The organism is Phenylobacterium sp. (assembly GCF_030645195.1).
In the GTDB taxonomy this organism is placed as follows: Bacteria; Pseudomonadota; Alphaproteobacteria; order Caulobacterales; family Caulobacteraceae; genus Phenylobacterium.
Genome location: NZ_JAUSLW010000111.1, coordinates 1 through 18223, shown reverse-complemented (window position 1 = coordinate 18223; position 18223 = coordinate 1). Strand labels below are relative to the sequence as shown.

23 protein-coding genes are annotated in these 18223 nt (G+C 67.2%); 3 read left to right on the top strand and 20 right to left on the bottom strand.

Going from position 1 to position 18223, the window contains the following annotated elements; genetic code table 11:
* Nucleotides 1–23 precede the first annotated feature (23 nt).
* A complete protein-coding gene (locus tag Q7T09_RS09865; protein ID WP_304699436.1) occupies nucleotides 24–1310 on the top strand; it encodes an O-acetylhomoserine aminocarboxypropyltransferase in 1287 nt (428 codons plus the stop codon).
* A 16-nt stretch (nucleotides 1311–1326) separates the two neighbouring features.
* On the opposite strand, the gene Q7T09_RS09860 is transcribed toward Q7T09_RS09865, so the two are convergent.
* On the bottom strand, nucleotides 1327–1857 hold the full coding sequence (locus tag Q7T09_RS09860; RefSeq protein ID WP_304699435.1) for a TetR/AcrR family transcriptional regulator C-terminal domain-containing protein: 531 nt from the start codon (nucleotides 1855–1857) through the stop codon (nucleotides 1327–1329).
* Between the two features lie 126 nt (nucleotides 1858–1983).
* On the opposite strand from Q7T09_RS09860, the gene Q7T09_RS09855 reads away from it, so the two are divergent.
* Both Q7T09_RS09855 and Q7T09_RS09850 read left to right on the top strand, forming a co-directional pair.
* Complete coding sequence (locus tag Q7T09_RS09855) at nucleotides 1984–3015, top strand: alpha/beta fold hydrolase (RefSeq protein ID WP_304699434.1); 1032 nt, start codon at nucleotides 1984–1986, stop codon at nucleotides 3013–3015.
* Nucleotides 3016–3026: 11 nt separating this feature from the next.
* Complete coding sequence (locus tag Q7T09_RS09850) at nucleotides 3027–4064, top strand: hypothetical protein (RefSeq protein ID WP_304699433.1); 1038 nt, start codon at nucleotides 3027–3029, stop codon at nucleotides 4062–4064.
* On the opposite strand, the gene Q7T09_RS09845 is transcribed toward Q7T09_RS09850, so the two are convergent.
* The 19 genes from Q7T09_RS09845 to Q7T09_RS09755 form a co-directional block, all read right to left on the bottom strand.
* Nucleotides 4061–4540 (bottom strand): XdhC family protein, encoded by a 480-nt coding sequence (locus tag Q7T09_RS09845; RefSeq protein WP_304699432.1) that lies wholly within the window; start codon nucleotides 4538–4540, stop codon nucleotides 4061–4063. The genes Q7T09_RS09850 and Q7T09_RS09845 overlap by 4 nt on opposite strands.
* A 4-nt stretch (nucleotides 4541–4544) precedes the next feature.
* Nucleotides 4545–6398, bottom strand: coding sequence for a phosphoenolpyruvate carboxykinase (GTP) (locus Q7T09_RS09840; protein WP_304699431.1), 1854 nt, complete (start codon nucleotides 6396–6398; stop codon nucleotides 4545–4547).
* Between the two features lie 236 nt (nucleotides 6399–6634).
* A complete protein-coding gene (locus tag Q7T09_RS09835; protein ID WP_304699430.1) occupies nucleotides 6635–7105 on the bottom strand; it encodes a GNAT family N-acetyltransferase in 471 nt (156 codons plus the stop codon).
* Entirely contained in the window at nucleotides 7102–7440 is a 339-nt protein-coding gene (locus Q7T09_RS09830; RefSeq protein ID WP_304699429.1) for a DUF1778 domain-containing protein, read from the bottom strand. Before Q7T09_RS09830 ends, Q7T09_RS09835 begins: the two co-directional genes overlap by 4 nt.
* Nucleotides 7441–7586: 146 nt before the next feature.
* Complete coding sequence (locus tag Q7T09_RS09825; protein ID WP_304699428.1) at nucleotides 7587–10019, bottom strand: TonB-dependent siderophore receptor; 2433 nt, start codon at nucleotides 10017–10019, stop codon at nucleotides 7587–7589.
* Between the two features lie 693 nt (nucleotides 10020–10712).
* Nucleotides 10713–10922 (bottom strand): hypothetical protein, encoded by a 210-nt coding sequence (locus Q7T09_RS09820; protein ID WP_304699427.1) that lies wholly within the window; start codon nucleotides 10920–10922, stop codon nucleotides 10713–10715.
* A gap of 213 nt (nucleotides 10923–11135) precedes the next feature.
* Entirely contained in the window at nucleotides 11136–11549 is a 414-nt protein-coding gene (locus tag Q7T09_RS09815; RefSeq protein ID WP_304699426.1) for a helix-turn-helix domain-containing protein, read from the bottom strand.
* A gap of 156 nt (nucleotides 11550–11705) precedes the next feature.
* Nucleotides 11706–11894, bottom strand: a complete 189-nt coding sequence (locus Q7T09_RS09810) for a hypothetical protein (protein ID WP_304699425.1) — start codon at nucleotides 11892–11894, stop codon at nucleotides 11706–11708.
* The gene (locus tag Q7T09_RS09805; RefSeq protein ID WP_304699424.1) at nucleotides 11895–12128 is read right to left on the bottom strand and encodes a hypothetical protein; all 234 of its coding nucleotides are present in this window, start codon (nucleotides 12126–12128) and stop codon (nucleotides 11895–11897) included.
* 17 nt (nucleotides 12129–12145) lie between these two features.
* Nucleotides 12146–12505: a hypothetical protein gene (locus Q7T09_RS09800; protein WP_304699423.1), complete on the bottom strand. Its 360-nt coding sequence runs from the start codon at nucleotides 12503–12505 to the stop codon at nucleotides 12146–12148.
* A 27-nt stretch (nucleotides 12506–12532) separates the two neighbouring features.
* A complete protein-coding gene (locus Q7T09_RS09795) occupies nucleotides 12533–13018 on the bottom strand; it encodes a type II secretion system F family protein (protein ID WP_304699422.1) in 486 nt (161 codons plus the stop codon).
* Nucleotides 13015–13707 (bottom strand): type II secretion system F family protein, encoded by a 693-nt coding sequence (locus Q7T09_RS09790; RefSeq protein ID WP_304699421.1) that lies wholly within the window; start codon nucleotides 13705–13707, stop codon nucleotides 13015–13017. The genes Q7T09_RS09795 and Q7T09_RS09790 overlap by 4 nt, the downstream gene beginning before the upstream one ends.
* Entirely contained in the window at nucleotides 13707–14801 is a 1095-nt protein-coding gene (locus Q7T09_RS09785; RefSeq protein ID WP_304699420.1) for a CpaF family protein, read from the bottom strand. The genes Q7T09_RS09790 and Q7T09_RS09785 overlap by 1 nt, the downstream gene beginning before the upstream one ends.
* Nucleotides 14798–16036: a type II and III secretion system protein family protein gene (locus tag Q7T09_RS09780; RefSeq protein WP_304699419.1), complete on the bottom strand. Its 1239-nt coding sequence runs from the start codon at nucleotides 16034–16036 to the stop codon at nucleotides 14798–14800. Before Q7T09_RS09780 ends, Q7T09_RS09785 begins: the two co-directional genes overlap by 4 nt.
* On the bottom strand, nucleotides 16033–16923 hold the full coding sequence (locus Q7T09_RS09775; protein ID WP_304699418.1) for an RcpC/CpaB family pilus assembly protein: 891 nt from the start codon (nucleotides 16921–16923) through the stop codon (nucleotides 16033–16035). Before Q7T09_RS09775 ends, Q7T09_RS09780 begins: the two co-directional genes overlap by 4 nt.
* Nucleotides 16920–17087, bottom strand: coding sequence for a hypothetical protein (locus Q7T09_RS09770; RefSeq protein ID WP_304699417.1), 168 nt, complete (start codon nucleotides 17085–17087; stop codon nucleotides 16920–16922). Before Q7T09_RS09770 ends, Q7T09_RS09775 begins: the two co-directional genes overlap by 4 nt.
* A 22-nt stretch (nucleotides 17088–17109) precedes the next feature.
* Nucleotides 17110–17562 carry a prepilin peptidase gene (locus Q7T09_RS09765; protein ID WP_304699416.1) on the bottom strand — a complete coding sequence of 151 codons (453 nt, stop codon included), beginning with the start codon at nucleotides 17560–17562 and terminating at the stop codon, nucleotides 17110–17112.
* 59 nt (nucleotides 17563–17621) lie between these two features.
* On the bottom strand, nucleotides 17622–17816 hold the full coding sequence (locus Q7T09_RS09760) for a Flp family type IVb pilin (RefSeq protein WP_304699415.1): 195 nt from the start codon (nucleotides 17814–17816) through the stop codon (nucleotides 17622–17624).
* A 128-nt stretch (nucleotides 17817–17944) separates the two neighbouring features.
* On the bottom strand, nucleotides 17945–18223 hold a 279-nt coding region (locus Q7T09_RS09755), incomplete at its 5' end, for a hypothetical protein (protein WP_304699414.1).

Sequence of the window (18223 nt, the reverse complement as noted above, 5' to 3'; positions counted from 1 at the left end):
CTTGCCCAGGAATCGAGACCCCGATGAGTGATCCCGCCGCCCAGCGCCCCGAAACCCTGGCCATTCACGCGGGGGCCACGCCCGATCCCACCACCAAGGCGCGGATCACGCCCATCTATCAGACGGCGTCCTACGTCTTCGATGACAGCGACCACGCCGCGGCCCTGTTCAACCTCGAGGGCGCCGGCAACGTCTACACCCGGCTGGGCAACCCCACCCAGAGCGTGCTGGAAGCCCGGGTCAGCGCCCTGGAAGGCGGGATCGCGGGTCTGGCCGTGGCCAGCGGCCATGCGGCCCAGTTCCTGGTGTTCCACACCCTGCTGGAGCCCGGCTGCAACATCGTCGCCTCCCGCAAGCTCTATGGCGGATCCATCAACCAGCTCTCGCAGAGCTTCAGGAAGATGGGTTGGGGCGTCACCTTCATCGACACCGACGACGCCGCCGACTACGCCAAGGCGATCAATGACAAGACCCGCGCGGTGTTCATCGAGTCCATCGCCAACCCCGGCGGCGTGATCTCCGACATCGCCGCCATCGCGCAGGCCGCCCATGCCGCGGGCGTGCCCCTGGTGGTGGACAACACCCTGGCCTCTCCCTACCTCTGCCAGCCCTTCGCCCACGGCGCCGACATCGTGGTCCACTCCCTGACCAAGTTCCTCGGCGGCCACGGCAACTCCATCGGCGGCATGATCGTCGACAGTGGCCGCTTCGACTGGGCGGCTGGCGGCAAGTACCCTTATCTCTCGACGCCCAATCCCAGCTATCACGGCAAGGTCTTCACCGAGGCCTTTGGCCCCGCCGCCTTCATCGTGGCCTGTCGCGCGCTCGGCCTGCGCGACCTCGGGCCCGCGATCTCCCCCTTCAACGCCTTCATGATCCTGACCGGGATCGAGACCCTGCCGCTGCGGATGGAGCGCCACTGCCAGAACGCCCTGGCGGTCGCCCGATGGCTGCAAGCCCACCCCAAGGTGGCCTGGGTCTCCTATGCCGGCCTGGCGGACGACCGCTATCACGCCCTGGCCCAGCGCTACGCCCCTAAGGGCGCCGGGGCTGTCTTCACCTTCGGCCTGAAGGACGGCTACGCCGCGGGCGTGAAGCTGGTGAGTTCGGTGAAGCTGTTCTCGCACCTGGCCAATATCGGCGACACCCGCAGCCTGATCATCCACCCGTCCTCCACCACCCACCGCCAGCTGGAGGAGGCCGACCAGATCGTCGCCGGCGCGGGCCCGGACGTGGTGCGGCTCTCGGTGGGTCTCGAGCACATCGACGACATCGTCGCCGACCTCGACCAGGCGCTGGCGGGGCTCTGACCCGTCCTGGCGCGGATCACGAGGTCCGCGCCAGCCTCACCTGCAGGCCGTCCAGCAGGGTCTCCAGACCGAAGGCGAAATCGGCGTCCGAGCCGGCGTTCTCGCTGCGCGCCGATCCCATGACATAGCGGCCGATGGCGATCATGGCCCCGCGGGCGGCCTCGGGACTGAAACCCGCCGCCTGCAGCCGGGCGACCATGGCGGGGAAGCTGAGCAGGGGGTTGGTGGAGGTCGGGCGAGCGGCCGCCAGGATCAGGACCCCGTCCCGCCGCGACAGGGCCACGCCGCGCAACCCCCAGGCGCCAACCGACAGCCACTCGCGCCAGTCGCCCGGGAAGGCCTCCGGGTCCGGCGACGGCATGACCTGCGCCATCATCGCCTCGGCCATCTGGCTGTGGAGGTCCGCCATGCTCTTGAAGTGCCAGTAGAGCGACGGCCCCTTCACCCCCAGCTCGGCGGCGAGCCGGCGGTTGCTCAGGCCCTCGATCCCGACCTCGTCCAGGAGTTCGAGCGCCTTGGCGATGATCGTCGCCCGTTCGAGGGCCATGCCGCCTCCCCTGCGCCGGTCGGAGCCGACTTGATCACCGATGAAATATGGGCGCAACATCCCCCTAGCACTGTTAGGTGAAATTGCCGACGCGCAGACGTCGATCGCAGATGGAGGAGCCGGGTCTTGCTGATATCGATCTCGCGCGCCGCCGCGCTCCTGGGCGCGGGCGCGGCCCTTGCGTTCGGTTTCCCAGCCATGGCCCGGGACGTCGGCGGCGTCGCCTGCCAGACCCCGCCGCCGTTCCATTGCGCCGACACCGGCTGCACCCCGCCGCTGATCGCCGAGCCGGGCAATGCGGTGGAGCCCAAGACCGGCCGCAAGTTCTTCCTCGACTATCCCTGCGACCTGAAGCCTGGCGAGAAGGTGACCTTCATCCTCAACCTCCACGGCGGCGGTTCGATCGGCAACTGGCAGCGCCACTACTTTCCGATCGTCGACCTGAAGGAAAAATACCGGCTGGTGATCGCCACCCCCAGCGGGTCGGACCTGGGCTGGAACCCGGCCAAGGACGACGACTACCTGCGCAACATCGTGGCCCAGGTCTATGCCGACTTCGGCGCCGCCAACATCAAGGCCTTCTGGCTGGCCGGACATTCCCTGGGCGGCCAGACCTCCAACCGGCTGCTCACCACCGAACCCTTTCGCAGCCGCCTGACCGGCTGGGTCAGCCTGTCGGGGGGGCGGCTGGGTTCCAGGCGCGAAGACGTGCGCGCGCCGATCCCCGGCCCCGGCGGACAGCCCGCCCCGCCCCCCGGCATGCCACCCGGAACCCCGATGCGGCTGGCGGCCGACGCCTCGATCCTGCCCGACTTCGCCTTCTCCCACATCTACGAGACCGGCGAGCACGAGTTGACCGCGGCCGGCCTGCCCGGCGAGTCGCCCTGGGCGCGGAAGCTGAACTGCGGCGGCCAGACCCCGGGCGCCTGGGTCATCGACACCCAGGCCGGCTACGTCGCCGACACCCGCGTCCAGGCCAATCCCAATCCGATCTGGGGCGGCAAGCCGCGACCAGGCTCGGCCCAGGTCTACCTCTATCCGGGCTGTGCGGACGGCAAGATCGTCGCCGACATCGTCCGCCTGGACAAGGGCCACACCGAGGGGCTGGAGCCCCACATCACTGAAGAGATCGTCAAGCTGATGCTGGCGGCGAAATGAAGGGACATCCCATGACCAAGACCTGGACGCTTCCCGCCCTGGCGGGTCTGGCCCTGATGAGCCTGGCCCACGGCGCCTTCGCCGCCGACAAGGCGGGCGTGGCCTGCGCGACGCCGCCGGCCATGCACTGCTCCGGCGCCGACTGCCAGGGCGCCCTGATCGGCGAGACCGGCAACACCGCCGTCGGCGGCCGCAAGTTCTTCCTCGACTATCCCTGCGACCTGAAGCCGAACGAGAAGGTCGTCTTCATTCTGAACATCCATGGCGCCGGCTCCATCGGCAACTGGCAGCGGCACTACTTCCCGGCCATGGACTACAAGGAGAAGTATCGGCTGGTGGTGGCCACCCCGACCGCCGCGACGATGTCCACCATGGGCCCTGGCGGACCGGGCGTGCGCATGTGGCAGCCGGCCGCCGACGACGCCCACCTGCAGGCGATCACCGACCTGGTGTTCGAGCAGTTTGGCCGCGCGAACATCAAGGCCTTCTGGCTGGCCGGCCACAGCCAGGGCGGCATGACCTCGCACCGGATCGTCTGCTCGGACTATTTCAAGGACAAGGTCGATGGCCTGCTCAGCCTGTCGGGGGGGCGTATCGGCCAGGCGCAGATCGTGCCGGGCTTTGGCCCGCCCCAGGCCGACGGAACCCCACCGCCGCCGCGCCCGCGCAGCTTCGGGGAGGGGCTGCCGCCGGCCTGCGACTTTTCCCACATCTATGAGACCGGCGAGCGCGAGATCGTCACCCTGCCGGTGACCTCGCCCTGGGCCGAGAAGTACGCCTGTGCTCCGCGGATACGCCGGCCCGACGTGGTCGATGAGAAGGCTGGCTGGGTCTATGACAGCGCGCGGTCGACCTATCCGGTCTGGGGCCTGAAGGCCCGGCCTGGGACCGCGGAGGTCTTCGTCTATCCCAAGTGCCGGGGCGGACGCCTGGTGGCAGACGTGGTGCGGCTGGACAAGGGCCACACCGAGGGCCTGGAGCCAAGGATCACCGAGACGATCCTTAAGATGATGGTCCGCGCGCCGGGCGGGAAGGCGCGCGGAGGTTAGGTCTCGTCGTCCTGCAGCACCTGCAGCACCTGCAGCACCTGGGCCGCCACCGAGACGGCGATCACCTCCGGGGCGCGGCCATGCAGCTCGGGGATGCCGATCGGGCATTGCAGGCGGGCGATCTGGTCCGCCGGCAGCCCGGCCGCGGTCAGCGCCGCCAGGATCTCGTCGCGCTTCTTGCGCGAGCCGATCATGCCGCAGTAGCGGAAGCGGCCGGCGGTGAGGATGGCCTGGGCGATCCGACCGTCCAGCTCGTGGCTGGCGCTGGCGATCAGGGCGTAGTCGCCGTCCTCCAGGCACCCAGCCAGCTCCACCATCTCGTCCTCGCTAAGGATGACGGCGGGTTTGTCGGCCCGGGTGTCGTAGGCCTCCACCTCGAAGGGCAGCAGGGCGAACTGGCGGGCGAAGGCCTGGCCCGCCGGCCCCGCGCCGAAGATCGCCAGGCGCGGGCGTCGGGGCGCCAGGGTTTCGACCATCGCCCTACTCGGCCACCATCATGGCCGGCCGGGCGGCCTGGGCCAGGCGGCTGACCAGGGCCTCATACTGGGCCCAGAGCTCCTTGGGCATGCGGTCGCCGAACTTCTCATAGGCGGCCGGGATCAGGGCCGCCTCCTCCTGCCAGACCGCCGCGTCGACGGTGAGCAGCAGCTTGAGCTGTGCGTCGGTGAGGGTCAGCCCGCCTAGGTCCAGGCTGTCCACCGTGGGCAGACGTCCAATGGCGGTGTCGGTGGCCTCGGCCTCGCCCTCCAGGCGCTCGACGATCCACTTCAGGACGCGGCTGTTCTCGCCATAACCCGGCCAGACGAACTTGCCGTTCTCGTCCTTGCGGAACCAGTTGACGAAATAGATGCGCGGCAGCTTCGAGGCGTCGGCCCCGGCGCCCATCTTCAGCCAGTGGCTGAAATAGTCGCCCATGTTGTAGCCGCAGAAGGGCAGCATGGCGAAGGGGTCGCGGCGCAGCTCGCCGATCTTGTTCTCCGCCGCCGCGGTGCCTTCCGAGGCCACGTTGGAGGCCATGAAGACGCCGTGGGCCCAGTCGAAGGCCTCGGTCACCAGGGGCACGGCGCTGGCGCGGCGGCCGCCGAACAGGATGGCCGAGATCGGCACGCCCTTGGGGTCTTCCCATTCCGGGGCGATCACCGGGCATTGCGAGGCCGGCACCGTGAAGCGGGCGTTGGGGTGGGCGGCCGGCTGGCCGCTGTCGGGGGACCAGGGCTGGCCCTTCCAGTCGGTGAGCCCCTCGGGGGGGCTCTCGGTGAGACCTTCCCACCAGACGTCGCCGTCGGCGGTGAGCGCCACATTGGTGAAGACGCTGTTGGAGTGCAGGGAGTCGATGGCGTTCTTGTTGGTCACCATGCCGGTGCCCGGCGCCACGCCGAAGAAACCGGCTTCCGGATTGATGGCGTAGAGCTGGCCGTCGTCGCCGAAGCGCATCCAGCAGATGTCGTCGCCGATGGTCTCGGCCTTCCAGCCCGGCAGGGTGGGCTGCAGCATGGCCATGTTGGTCTTGCCGCACGCGCTGGGGAAGGCGGCGGCCACGTAGCGGACCTGGCCCTGCGGCGAGGTCAGCTTGAGGATCAGCATGTGCTCGGCGAACCACCCCTCGTCGCGGGCCATGACCGAGGCGATGCGCAGGGCGAAGCACTTCTTGCCCAAGAGCGCGTTGCCGCCATAGCCCGAGCCGTAGGACCAGATCTCCCGGGTCTCGGGGAAGTGGACGATGTACTTGATCTCGTTGCAGGGCCACGGCACGTCGGCCTGGCCCTCGGCCAGCGGCATGCCCACCGAGTGCAGGGCCGGGACGAAGAAGCCGTCGTCGCCGATCTCCTTCAAGGCGCCGGCGCCCATGCGGGTCATGACGCGCATGGAGATGGCCACATAGGCGCTGTCGGTGATCTCCACGCCCAGCTGGCTGATCTTGGAGCCCAGCGGCCCCATGCTGAAGGGCACCACATACATGGTGCGGCCCTTCATGCAGCCCTTGAACAGGTCCTGCAGGTCGGCCCGCATCTCGGTGGGGTCGAGCCAGTTGTTGGTGGGGCCGGCGTCGATTTCGAGCTCGGAACAGATGAAGGTGCGGCTCTCGACACGGGCGACGTCGCGGGGATCTGAGGCGGCGAAGAAGGAGTTGGGCCGGATGGCGGGATTGAGGGGCTTCAGGGTGCCGCCGGCGACCAGCTCGGCGGTGAGCGCATCCCACTCGGCGTCGGAGCCGTCGCACCAGTGAACCCGGTCAGGCTGGGTCAGGGCCGCGGTCTGGGCGACCCATTCGATGAGCTTGGCGTGTTTGGTCGGTGCGGGGAAAAGCCCCGGAATAGACGTGGTGGCGGTCAAAGCAAAAACTCCCCAGCCGGCCCCAGGCGCTGACGCGCCCCAATGTGGGGCCGATCCCTAATGAACCAAATCCTAAATGGCGAGGGCCGCAAAGCAAACCCCGCGCCGAAATCTGTTGTTAAGCCGTATGTTACGCAGGGTCAGCCGCAAAAGGCCGGCGTATTGGATCTATATAATATGATAATTTTCGTCGCGCGAAGCTAACCGCTGGTCTGCCGACGAAGGCGCCATTGTGTCTAAATCGGCCGGATCAGCCGGTGGCGATCATCTGCCAGAGGCTCAAAGCCCAGATGCTGATAGAAGCGCGCCGCCGCGTCATCGATGGCGTCAACGACCAGAATGTGTCCGACGATCTCGGTGCGCGCCGATCTCAGGAGGGCGTCGGCGACCAACGCCCCACCCAATCGCCTGCCCTGGTGAGCCTTGGCCACCGCGAGGCGGCCCAGCAGTATGCCGGGCACGACGGGATAGCGTGGAAGCCTGCTGGCGCGTTCCGCCGAGAGCCGGTCGAACGCCAGCGACGTCGCGGCCAGGGTGTAGAAACCTGCCAGCTCGCCATCATCGCTCACGGCGACGAAGCAGCTGGCGATGCGCCGGCGAACGTCCTGGGTGACCTGCTGATAAAAATGGCGGTCAAGGCTCTCCGAGCCGCTTGAGAAGGTCGCGCGGTCATGCCCGGCCAGGGGCTCGACAACGTATCGGCTCATTTGCTTTCGCGGATCAGCTCGCGATGCGCTTCAAAGGCCCGGTCGAGCGCCGGCGATGGCGCCGGCCGATTGAGCAGCAGGTCGGCGACGCGCTCCTGATCTTCCAGGGAGAGACGAATGATCTGGGTTTCGGCGATCGTGCGCTCCGCCGCGTCCTGGGCGGCGGCGACCACGAAATCACTTATGCTCCGCCCCTGAATCTCAGCGGCGCGTTTGACCGCAGCCAGCACCTCGGGCGCAATTCTCGCCTCAATGCGGGACGTCCGGTTGCTCGATGTGATCGCCATCACGAAGCCTGCCTTTCCACGCTTTATGTACGGAAAATTGCCGGACATTACAAGCGAACGCAAATGGCGCCGGAACTCGCCGGCCGGGACGCCGAATGAAGTTGGCTTGGGTCCGCTGCGAACTGGTCCCAGAATCGAAAGAGGACGCGGCGCAAGACTCCGCGTCCTCTTGTTCGCTCAGCCGTGGCTGTCGGCTACCACTTGTAGCTCAGGCGGCCATAGACGAAGCGGCCGTTGAAGCCGAAGGGCGAGAAGCCCGGGAAGCCGATGGAGCCCGTCGCGCCGTTGACGCTGGTGGGCGTCGTGCGGGGATACTCATCGAGGATGTTGTTGGCGCCCAGCGCCACCGTCACGCCCATGGGGAAGGTGTACCGGCCTTCCAGGTCCACCAGGGTCGCCCGGCCGGTGCCGTTGTCGAAGGCCGGGTTGTTGCTCGGCGACAGCACGCCGTCATAGTCGGTGACCTTGGTGCTGATGGCGACATTGTTGCGGGTCCAGTCGGCCCCGAACACCAGCTTGCGTTCCGGGGTGCCCTCTTCGTAGGTCAGGCGGTTGGCCCGATCGAACAGGAAGGCCGGCTGCGGCAGGGCCGACAGAGTCGGCAGGGCCGGGGTCTTGGTGACCTCGGTGGAATTGAAGTTCGCCGCCGCGGTCAGGTCCAGACGGCTGTCGCCCAGGTCGAGGTGATAGCGGGCGACGACGTCGAGGCCCTTGGTGGTGGTGTCCACGCCATTGATGAAGAAGCGCGCCGCGCTGACGCCGAAGGGGGCCAGGAGGGCGTTGATCGCCGCCGCGGTCGCCGGGGGCGTGTTGGTGTTGGGCAGGTTCTCCGAGAGCACGATGCGGTTCTCGAGATCGATCTGGTAGGCGTCGACCGTCAGTTCGAAGGCGCCGGCGCGATAGACCACGCCCAGCGAGTAGTTGACCGAGGTTTCCGGCTCCAGCGGCTTGGCGCCAAGGGCGCGAGCCACCGGGCTGGACACCGGGAAGGTGCCGACCTCGATAAGCTGGAAGGTCGAGCCCACCAGCACATTGTTGGTGGAGGTGTAGGTGAAGTACTGCTGCTGCAGGGCCGGGGCCTTGAAGCCGGTGGAGACGGCGCCGCGCAGGGCGAAGGCGTCGTTGAAATCATAGCGCAGGGCGATCTTGCCGGTGCCCTTGCCGCCGAAGTCCGAATAGTCCTCGTAGCGGGCGGCGATGTCGAAGCCGAACTTGTCGGTCAGCTTGCCTTCGACGTCGGCGTAGACGGCGTAGTTGTGACGCGAGACGTCCACCTCGTTGGCGGGGCGGAAGCCCGGGAAGCCCTGGGAGACGCCGGCCTTGGTGGGATCGGGGCCAACCGTGTAGGAGGCCGCCTCACCCGCGCCGATGGCGAAGGACTCGTCACGATATTCCAGGCCGCCGGCCACGTTGAGCGGCTCCACCAGGCCCACCTCGAAGGTGCGCGACAGGTTCAGGTCGATGATCCACTGGGCGTATTCCAGGGAGCCGGCCTTGAAGGTCCGCGGCGAGGCCGCGCCGTAGGAGGCGTTGATCGAGTTGACCACCGTGTAGTCCAGCTCGTTCTTGCCGTAGTTGGCCGACAGGTCGACCTTCCAGCCGGCCGCCTCGCCCTTGATCCCGCCCTGGACCGTCAGATCCTTGATCTCGGTTTCGATCTGCGGAAGGAAGCCGCCCGGATAGACCGCGGCGACGTTGTTGGCGTTGTTGTAGGCGCGCGCGGTGGCCGCGGCGTTGGTGTCGCGGTGCTGGTAGCCAGCGAAGCCATAGACCGACCAGGTGTCGTTCAGGGGCAGGCCGGCATTGGCGAAGAGCGAATAGCTCTCCACCTGCGGGTCGCCGTAGCGGCCGATGATGCGACCCTGATTGTAGAGCGGCAGGACGTTGCGGTCGGCGTAGTCCGACCGGTTGGTGGCGTGGCGGTTCACATACTCGCCCGACACCGTCAGGAAGCCGCCGTCGCCGAGGCCGAAGCCCTGCCAGGCGGCGACAGACTGGGTCACGCCGTCATGGGCGTCACGCTTGCCGCGCGCGGTGCGCACGGTGGTGTCGTAGACGCCGTAGTTCAGGGTCATGCCGCCGCCGGAGGCCGCCTCGCGCAGGCGGATGTTCATCACCCCGGCGATGGCGTCGGCGCCGTACTGGGCCGAGGCGCCGTCGCGCAGGACCTCGACGCGGTCGACGGTGACGGTGGGGATGGTGTTGAGGTCGAAGGCGGTGGAGCCGCGGCCGATGGAGCCGTTCACGGCCACCAGGGCCGAGACGTGGCCGCGCATGCCGTTGACCAGGACCAGGGTCTGGTCGGGCGCCAGGCCGCGCAGGGTGGCGGGGCGAACGTGGTCGGTGCCGTCGGTGATGGCGGGCCGCGGGAAATCGAGGGCCGGCGTCAGGTTGGCCAGGGCCTGGGCCAGCTCGGTCGACGCGCCCTGGCGGCTGATGGCCTCGGCGCCGATGACGTCGACGGGGACCAGGGTGTCGAGACGCGAACGGCCGACGACGCGGGTGCCGGTGACCACCAATTCTTCAGCGGTGACTTCGCTGGAAGCGGCGGGCGCCTGGGCGGCGGCGACGCCGGCCCAGAGGGTCGCGGTGGAGGCGGCGGCAAAGAGAAGCGTGCGATAGCGCATTAGAAAACCCCAAGTTCATTCAGACGAGTCGAACAGTTGGGGGGCTTCTAAGCCCTCCGGGGGCCAATTAAGGTCGCATTAATGTCACGAAGTTCGCAATTCCATTGTGACGCTTCAGCAGTGAAGCTTGAGTATTTTTGAGGGCGATCCGCCCAAAGTCACGCAGGTGGACATTTCAGCAGGGGCATTTGCTTCGAGAAATTCAGACGCTGATCTGAAAATATTCTGCAGGCGGGCACACGCCTCAGGTCCCTCAATTGGAGGCGCCGCTGGTCCCGAGCCCTGCGCAGCCTGGAACCGGCTCATCTCGGCGATGGCGCAGATGATGTGGGATCAGGCAAGTCATGCATCGCGCAGGAGGCATTTGCGCCTTCCGGAACCTGGGCGGCGACCTCCCCTCCGCGCCGCTTCAAGGCGCAGTATGGCTTCCGGGCGACATTTTCCCAGGGCGAGGTAGGCGCTATTGGCCATCCCCAGCGGCATGACGGGTCAGTTACGTGCTCTGGCCAGCGCGCGGCCTCAATGTCGAGCAGCTACATTGGTTTTGTCCTGGAACAGCTCCCGGACAACGGATTTCGCGACGCTAGTGGTCGGCCCCTTGCCAGTTCTGAGGAGCGACCCACATGACGCGCGCCATGCTGACCGTAGGATGCGATCCGCAGAGGTGACGGCACGGTCAACGCGATCAGCTCGCTATGGCCCGGTTAGGCTTTCGATGGCCGAGAGCTGGGCCTGCTGGAGCGCCTGTCCGGCCATGTAGATGGCGCCCGACATCACCCCGCCCATGGTGGAGTATTCCACGGTGCTGAGGCCGCCCCGGTCGGCGATCAGGGCGCGGACGGAGCGGGTGACCATGGCCCAGGCGGAGGACCCCGGCTCAAGACTAAAGATTTTGTTGAACACGTACCTAGCCTGAACAACTGCCGTTGTCGTTCAAGTAACGCCCTCGACCCTAAAGGCTGGAGAATGGACGTGGTTTCACAAGTATGAGGGCGCTCGACCTAAGAAACAGATCGTAAACCTTGTGCGCCCCTGGAGCGCCATTGGTCGGGTCTCGTGACAGCCAGCAGTGGGCGCGACCAACTCCGTCGGCCTGCCGCGGGCGGAGCCCGAGATTCAGCGGGCGATGAGGCCGCCGACCTCGTCGACGATGTCCAGCTCGCTCCAGTGCGCGCTCATGCGATAGGAGCCGTCGGTCTCGACGGTCAGGTATCCTAGCCCCTGCAGCGTCTGCAGCCGCCGCCGCACGGTCTGGCGCGGAATCCCGGTCATGTCCGAGAGCGCCGTGGCCGACAGGGCCGCGCCGAAGGGCGCGCCACCAAACGCCGCGCCGGCCCCATAGGCTCGTTGCTGCTCGGCCAGGCCGGCGAGATTGAAGGCCGACATGATCTGGAAGGCAGCCACATCCAGGCCCTTCTTCTTCCGAAGCATGACGAAAAAGCCGAACATCCGCGTGGAGATACGCAGGCGCTGACCGATGGTCTCCACCCCGGGCGACGGGCGCGCCTCAGGCTCCGAAACCAGTTTCACGACACTGCTGATCGAAATAACGACGTCCCCCCGAACGGTGCTCTCGGGAGGCAAAGCGCCACAGGAGGGGTCAGCCCACAAGTCGATCGTGCGCCTCACTTACTCATTATGTGTAACTGATAACCACCAGCCGAATTCAACTCGACCTAAAATTGCTTAAACAGGGCCTGGGCTGTCCCTCAACAACTCGACATGGTTGTGGAGTTTCTGATACGTGCCGTCCTGGACGGCCATCGACACCTGGGCGGTGGCGGTCAGGACCGCGCCGACGGCGCCGGGCGCCGAGGCCTCCAGTCCCGCCAGGAACCCCATGAACGAGATCAGCAGGATCTGGATCCCCAGCATCTAGCCGGGCCCCGCCGGGCAGGATTCCGGAAGCGGTTGGCCGGCCTCGGCGGCGGACAGGCATCGCGCCTCCACCACCAGGCCGCTGAGCCGCTCGGCGTAGGCCTTGATCGCAGGGCCGGCGGCATAGCCGCCAGCGATCAAGGCCACACCCAAGGTCGCCAGGACAATCGTGGCCTCGACCGAGGCCAGGCCACGATTGTCCTTCAGCAGTCCGGTAAACAGGGTTCGCATGCGGGCGACCCAGGGACCTAAGGCTTCTTGACGATCGGACGGACCTTTTTGGTCAACTTCTTCTTCGCCACGCCCTTCTTCTTGGTCAGGGCCTTCTTGCCGACGCCCTTTTTCTTGGACAATTTCTTCTTGGCGAGGCCCTTTTTCTTCGAGAGCGCCTTCTTGATCGGCGGCTTCTTAGTCTTGTGCAAGACCTTGCCGACAACCTTGGCTTCGGCCGGCGTGGCTATCGGCACGATCGTCGCTGTCGTGAACATCAGCGCCGAGGCCAATACCATCGCGCGTACAACTGGTTTCATTTCGCCCCCCAAATCGCGACTGGGCGCGCGTCGCACCACAGCAGTTTCACCATAATTTGTAAGCCCGGTGATCTCCACGCTACGGGCGCTCAGATTGAGCGCCGGTCAGACCTCGTAGAGCGCCCGCAGCAGGGCGAAGAACGAAGGTCCCACCAGGACGATCAGGATCGCCGGCATGAAGAACAGCACCAGGACGACGATCATGTAGACCGGGAACACCTCGATGCGCTGGCGCAGCTCGTATTCCCGACGCTCGAAACTGTTCTTCAGGAAGATCTGCATGCGCTCGCGCAAGTCGTCTCCGTTGCGCTCGGCCTCGGCGACCTCGGTCACCAGGGCCGCGCCCGGGCCTTGCCCGACCAGAGTCTGCGCCACCGCCCCGCCGTCCAGGCTGAACCGGAGCCGCCGCTCCACCACGCGGAGCGCCTCGATGATGGGCCCGAACCGGACGGTGGTGACATCCAGGGCCAGGGCCAGGGCGCTGGCCGGCGGCGAGCCGGCCTCGGCTGCGGCCAGGGTCGCGACCGCCACCAGCTCGCAGGCTTCGTCCTCCAGAGCAGCGGTCTTACGCAGGCGATCGAGCAGGCTCATTGCATGGCCTCAGAGATCAGGTTCAGGCTCACCCGCCCCCAGATCACCAGGGCCGCGGAGAGCGTCACCATGAGGCGCCCCTCATCGGTGGCCAGCAGACTGGCGAACAGCGGCCCGGCGCGCGCGGCCGACGCCAGCAGCACCAGGAAGAAGAAGGCGGTCATGATATTGGCCTGCCAGCGGATCTGGATCAGGGCCAGGTTGCGCTTCTTGGCCAGGTCCTCGGCCATGCCCAGGGCGTCTCTGAAGGCCTTGAGAAAACCCTCCGGCGCCCCGCCCTGCTCGCGATGCACCAGGCACAGGCGATAGGTGAGGTTCGACAGGGGCCAGGCCTCCACGCCCCGCGCGGCCGTCTCCGCCGGCTGGCCGGCCGAGAGGCCCTGCAGGGCCAGCGCCAGGGCCTGGGGACCGGGGTGCGACGACCCCTGCGAACAGGCCGCCATGGCGGCCAGCAGGGGCATCCCGGCCCGTGACATCGGGCTGACCTGCTCCAGTAGGCGCGAGACCGCGGCGCGCTCGGCCGCCAACTGAGTGGCCTGCCGCCCGCGCAGCAGTTGCACCACCAGAATCAGGACGCCGAGCCCGACCGCCAGCCCCATCGGCAGGCTCTTGGCCCACCAGGCCGTGGCGCCCAGGGCCACCACTCCGGCCATCAGGGCGGGCCCGGGCAGGGAGCGCAGCCAGGACACTAGACGCGTTCCAACCTGTGGATCTCCGAGACCAGCCGCCGGCCCGAGCTGTCGCGTTGCAGGAAGACGATGGCGTCAACGGCGTCGCGCAGGGCCTGGCCCGGATTGACCCCTGACTGCCCCGAGGTCGCCGAGGCGTAGAGCGACTCCAGCCGGTGAATCGCCCCGGTGATCGATCCGGCGTGCAGGGTGCTCAGGGAGCCCGCCAGGCCGATGGACATGGCCGCGATCATGTCGAACACCTCTTCGCCGCGCACCTCCCCCACCACCAGGCGGTCGGGCCGCATCCGCAGGGTCTCGCGCACCAGCTTGCGGATGTTGGCCTGTTCGCCGTCGCCATGATCGATCCGACGGGTCTGCAGCTTGATGCAGTGGGGATGGTCGACCTTCAGCTCGCTGACATCCTCCACCAGCACGATCCGCTGGTCGGCCGGCACACGGCCGAGCATGGCGCCCAGCAGCGTGGTCTTGCCCACCCCAGGCGCGCCGGCGACGATCACGTTCAGCCGGCTGTCGACGGCCGCCTCCAGCCATTGGCGCTGCTCGGCGGTGACGCCGCCCATGCGCTCCAGGTCCGCCAGGGTGTAGGGACGCTGCGGGAAACGGCGGATCGAGACGAAGGGACCGCCCATGGCCACCGGCGGGGCGACCGCGTGCATCCGCGAGCCATCAGGCAGCTCGACATCGACCCAGGGATTGGCGCGATTGATCGCCCGTTCGGCCCTGGCCACATGGCGATGGACGAAGGCCACCAGATGCTCCGGACCGAAGAAGCCGCCGTCAAAGGGCGTGAGCCGTCCGCCCTTCTCATAGACGATCGCATTCCAGCCATTGATCAGGATGTCGGTGACCCCGGGATCGGTCATCAGCGGCTGGATGGGACCATAGCCGAGGACCTCATCGACCGCAGTCTGGGCCAGCTCCTCGGCGTCCAGCCCCGGAACATTGGGCCCCCGAGCCAGCAGACCCAGGAAGAAGTCGCGCAGGGTCTCCGGCTCGACAGCTAGCGCCCCGACCCGGGCGGTGGGATAGGCGCGCGCGGCTTCGTCGACGAGAGCCGATATGATCTGGCGGCGATCCAGAAGGCTGCTCATTTTAAGGGCGACAGGTTCGCCTCGACGGCCGGCGAGGGCATGTGCTTGGACGCGTCCTCCACCCGTTCGGGGGTGACGATGAGCACCAGCTCGGTGTCGCTGTTGCGGGAGTCGCGCGAGCCGGCCAGCTTGTCGCCGATGTCGAAGGGCGTCGGGAACGGCAGGCCTTGCTTGTTACGCTGCGACTCCGCCGAACGCAGGCCCGCGATGGCCACGCTCTCACCGAACTTCAGGGTCACCGTGGTGTCGGTCTTACGGGTGATCAGGCCCGGCACCTTGGCGCCGTTGAACTCGACGATATTGGACGTGTCCACCTGGCTGACTTCCGGAGCCAGTTGCAGCCGGACCGACTCGTTGTCGAGGATGAGGGCGGTGAACTCCAGGGTCACCCCATAGGGCTTGTAGGTGTAGCCCACCGCATTGTTGGTGACGCCGTTGGTCTGGGGACTGGGAACCGGGAGCTCGCCGCCGGCCAGGAAACGGGCCTTCTGGCCGCTGGTGGCGACGATGGTCGGCTCCGCCAGCATGGTGGCCGCGCCCTCGGAGCGCAGGTAGTTCAGGAATGTATCCAGGACCAACCGGTCGATGGTGAACTTGGCCGAGGCGAACAGGTCGGTGGTGGTGGCCGTGCCGATGGCGCTGGCGAACAGGTTACCGATGGCCCCGGTCCCGCCGTTGAAGCGGTTCTGCGCCTGCCAGCGGATGCCGAGCTCCCTGACCTTGTTGCGACGAACCTCCAGGACCCGGACCGAGACGGCCAGCTGATCGTTGGTGGCGCTATGGATCAGGTTGATGATCTTGACGCCCGGCAGGGCGCCGGCGGCGATGTCCCCGGCCAGGACAACGGTGGCGGCGTTGGGCGCGTCGCCGGTCAGCACGGCCACGCCGGCCGACTTCGACACCGTCAGGTTCGGCACCTGGGCGGTGCGCGCGATCAGGGCTGCGAGGTTGGCGGTGTCGGCCGTAACCTCGACGGTGCGCCGCTCGATCTGTTGGTTGGCGCCATTCATCAGCATCACCTCGGCGATGCCCTCCTTGACCCCGAACAGCACGATCCGTCGCGCGCCTCGGACATCCACCTTCAGGGTGCTGTCGTTGGACATGACCACCGAGCTGACATCGCTGGAGGGGGTGAGGACGAGGAACCCGCCCTCCGTGATCGTGGTGCGGACCTGGGCCAGGGCGGGCGAGGCCAGCACCCAGACGACGGCGGCCAGCACAAGGCGCCGAATCATTTGAGGTCCTGTTTCTGGACGCCCGAAGGGGTGACCACCGACACGCTGCGGGTGGGCGCCGGCGCTGCGCGGGCCACGCCGTAGGTGGACGATTGCGCGCTCGCCGAGTCCTCTTCGGGAACCGCTTCGGTGTCCCAGAGCTGGCGAAGATCCCCCTGGTGGATCGAGCGGGGGCTGGTGGCGCTGGCCAGGACGACCACCAGCGCGCCGGCCTGACGCCAGGCGGCCAGGTCCTCGGCCTCTTCGGGCGAGACGGCGATGGTCACGGACGGATCGAGGCCGCGGCCGCCCCGCTTCAGGCCGGCACGGACGTGGAGAACCTTTGAACCCTCCACGACGGTGGTGACAGAGGGTGAGTCGGCCTCGGCCTTGCTCCGGGAGCCGCCGCCGACCACGGCGATGATGTTCACCCAGCTGCCTTCCTGGAGCATCTCGGTGGCCGCGGCCAGTTCGTCGCCCATCAGCACGAAGCCCACCTTGCCGGGCGGCAGCTCGAAGGCCGTGGCGCCGGTGTTCACGGCGATGACCGATTGCTTGAGCACGGGCTGGCCCGCCCGGATCGGGGAGACCACCCGCCAACCCCAATAGGTCTCGGACTTCTTGGAGCTGTCGGTGACCCACTCACCGCTGCGTTTGCCCAGGGCCGAGCGCCACACCGCGGTCTCGGTGCTGATCACGTCGCCCGGCTTCATGGCGCTGGTGGCCTGCAGATAGAAGGCGCCCTGGCCCTTGGTGGCGCCGCCGCCGGCATAGGCCTTCAGGAAGGAGCCCAGGGTGACGGTGATCAGCAGGGCGCCTAGGAACAGGCTGGCGTTCTTGACGAAGGCGCCGAACTTGGAGACCGGCTTCTTGCCGCCCCGAACGCCGAAGAGATCGGTGTCGCTCATTTCCGGGCCCCGACAAGCTCCGCAAGGGGCGCCGGAAGGCGCGGAAAGACCTGGGATTTGATCAGGTGCACCAGGACACCAGCCACCGCCGCCGCGACGACGAACATCAGGACGTTCTTGGCCATGAGGCCCAACGGGCGCTCGGTCTTCTTCGGCTCGCTCATCGGATGCCCCCCGGCCATCGCGTCACAACACGGTTGTCGTCAGCACCTCTGGCCGCAACACCAGAAAGCCCCCGACGATGGCGAGCGCGTAGGGCACCCCGGCCGCGGCGGGCGCCGTCTTGTCGCGCAGGCGTCGGACAAAGCCGACCGCCAGATAGCCGGCGCCCACGAGGCCGCCGGCGAACATGATCGACAGCACGAATCGCGCCAGTTCGATCGGCATCAGCCAGATGCTGAGCGCCGTAATGAGTTTGATATCGCCCCCGCCCAGAACCTTCTTCTGGTGCAGCGCCAAACCGCCCAAGAGGACGATGCCGCAGCCTACCAGAGAATAGATCCAGTCCCCCGTGCTGATCAGCACGGCGTGAACAAGGCCGAGCAGAAACACTCCCAGGCAGACGAAGTTGGGTATCAGCCTGCGGGTGACGTCGGAGAAAACTGACCCCGCCAGCAAAGCCAGAAGGGCCAGATTCAAAGCAATCTCTAGATTACTCATGACAGGTACGCTGTGCCGGAAACCGGCGCAGCGCGCTATCAAACCGCGGCGTCGTCGCCTGCAACGGCGTTGACCACGTTGTCGATCGCCGTGCCCGAGGCTTGCGAAAGAGCATCGGAGGCCGTGAACACGCCGCCGGCCATCGCGCCGCCCATGGTCGAATATTCGGTCGAAGTCAGACCGGATTCGTCCTTCAAAAGAACGGAAACTTGATTCAGAAGCTCACGCAGCATTTCGCCCACTCCCCCATTTGCAAAGAGCACAGTGCTCGTCGGCCAGAAGTGGCCCCATGCCCCCCTTCCGTCAAACTTCTGGGCGCTCACTTTGAGCGCCCCCTGCTGAGGTGCGCGGACCCCACATGTTAACGCTCGCCTCCTGAGGGATGCAGTCCCAGAGGACAAACCAAGCCAAGCAGGGCAAGGGATCGCAGGGGGAACAGCATGTCGGAGCTGACCGCCAGGTCGCCTCGCGCGACCTCTCCGGTAACCTTGATTTTCGCGCTGACGACCTTGACCAGCGCGGGCCTGGTCTTCCTGGTCGAACCGATGGTCGCCAATGCGGCCAGCTGGTGGGGGATGTACTGACCGACGGCCAGAGCTGGCGCAGCTTCTTCGGGATCGTCACCGAGGCCGAGATCGAC

Coding starts and splice junctions, on each gene's coding strand:
- Q7T09_RS09865 (WP_304699436.1), top strand. CDS start 24: ATGAGTGATCCCGCCGCCCAGCGCCCCGAAACCCTGGCCATTCACGCG.
- Q7T09_RS09850 (WP_304699433.1), top strand. CDS start 3,027: ATGACCAAGACCTGGACGCTTCCCGCCCTGGCGGGTCTGGCCCTGATG.
- Q7T09_RS09780 (WP_304699419.1), bottom strand. CDS start 16,036: ATGATTCGGCGCCTTGTGCTGGCCGCCGTCGTCTGGGTGCTGGCCTCG.
- Q7T09_RS09760 (WP_304699415.1), bottom strand. CDS start 17,816: ATGCTGCGTGAGCTTCTGAATCAAGTTTCCGTTCTTTTGAAGGACGAA.
- Q7T09_RS09825 (WP_304699428.1), bottom strand. CDS start 10,019: ATGCGCTATCGCACGCTTCTCTTTGCCGCCGCCTCCACCGCGACCCTC.
- Q7T09_RS09770 (WP_304699417.1), bottom strand. CDS start 17,087: ATGAGCGAGCCGAAGAAGACCGAGCGCCCGTTGGGCCTCATGGCCAAG.
- Q7T09_RS09775 (WP_304699418.1), bottom strand. CDS start 16,923: ATGAGCGACACCGATCTCTTCGGCGTTCGGGGCGGCAAGAAGCCGGTC.
- Q7T09_RS09795 (WP_304699422.1), bottom strand. CDS start 13,018: ATGAGCCTGCTCGATCGCCTGCGTAAGACCGCTGCTCTGGAGGACGAA.
- Q7T09_RS09835 (WP_304699430.1), bottom strand. CDS start 7,105: ATGAGCCGATACGTTGTCGAGCCCCTGGCCGGGCATGACCGCGCGACC.
- Q7T09_RS09785 (WP_304699420.1), bottom strand. CDS start 14,801: ATGAGCAGCCTTCTGGATCGCCGCCAGATCATATCGGCTCTCGTCGAC.
- Q7T09_RS09845 (WP_304699432.1), bottom strand. CDS start 4,540: ATGGTCGAAACCCTGGCGCCCCGACGCCCGCGCCTGGCGATCTTCGGC.
- Q7T09_RS09830 (WP_304699429.1), bottom strand. CDS start 7,440: ATGTCCGGCAATTTTCCGTACATAAAGCGTGGAAAGGCAGGCTTCGTG.
- Q7T09_RS09860 (WP_304699435.1), bottom strand. CDS start 1,857: ATGGCCCTCGAACGGGCGACGATCATCGCCAAGGCGCTCGAACTCCTG.
- Q7T09_RS09810 (WP_304699425.1), bottom strand. CDS start 11,894: ATGCTGGGGATCCAGATCCTGCTGATCTCGTTCATGGGGTTCCTGGCG.
- Q7T09_RS09805 (WP_304699424.1), bottom strand. CDS start 12,128: ATGCGAACCCTGTTTACCGGACTGCTGAAGGACAATCGTGGCCTGGCC.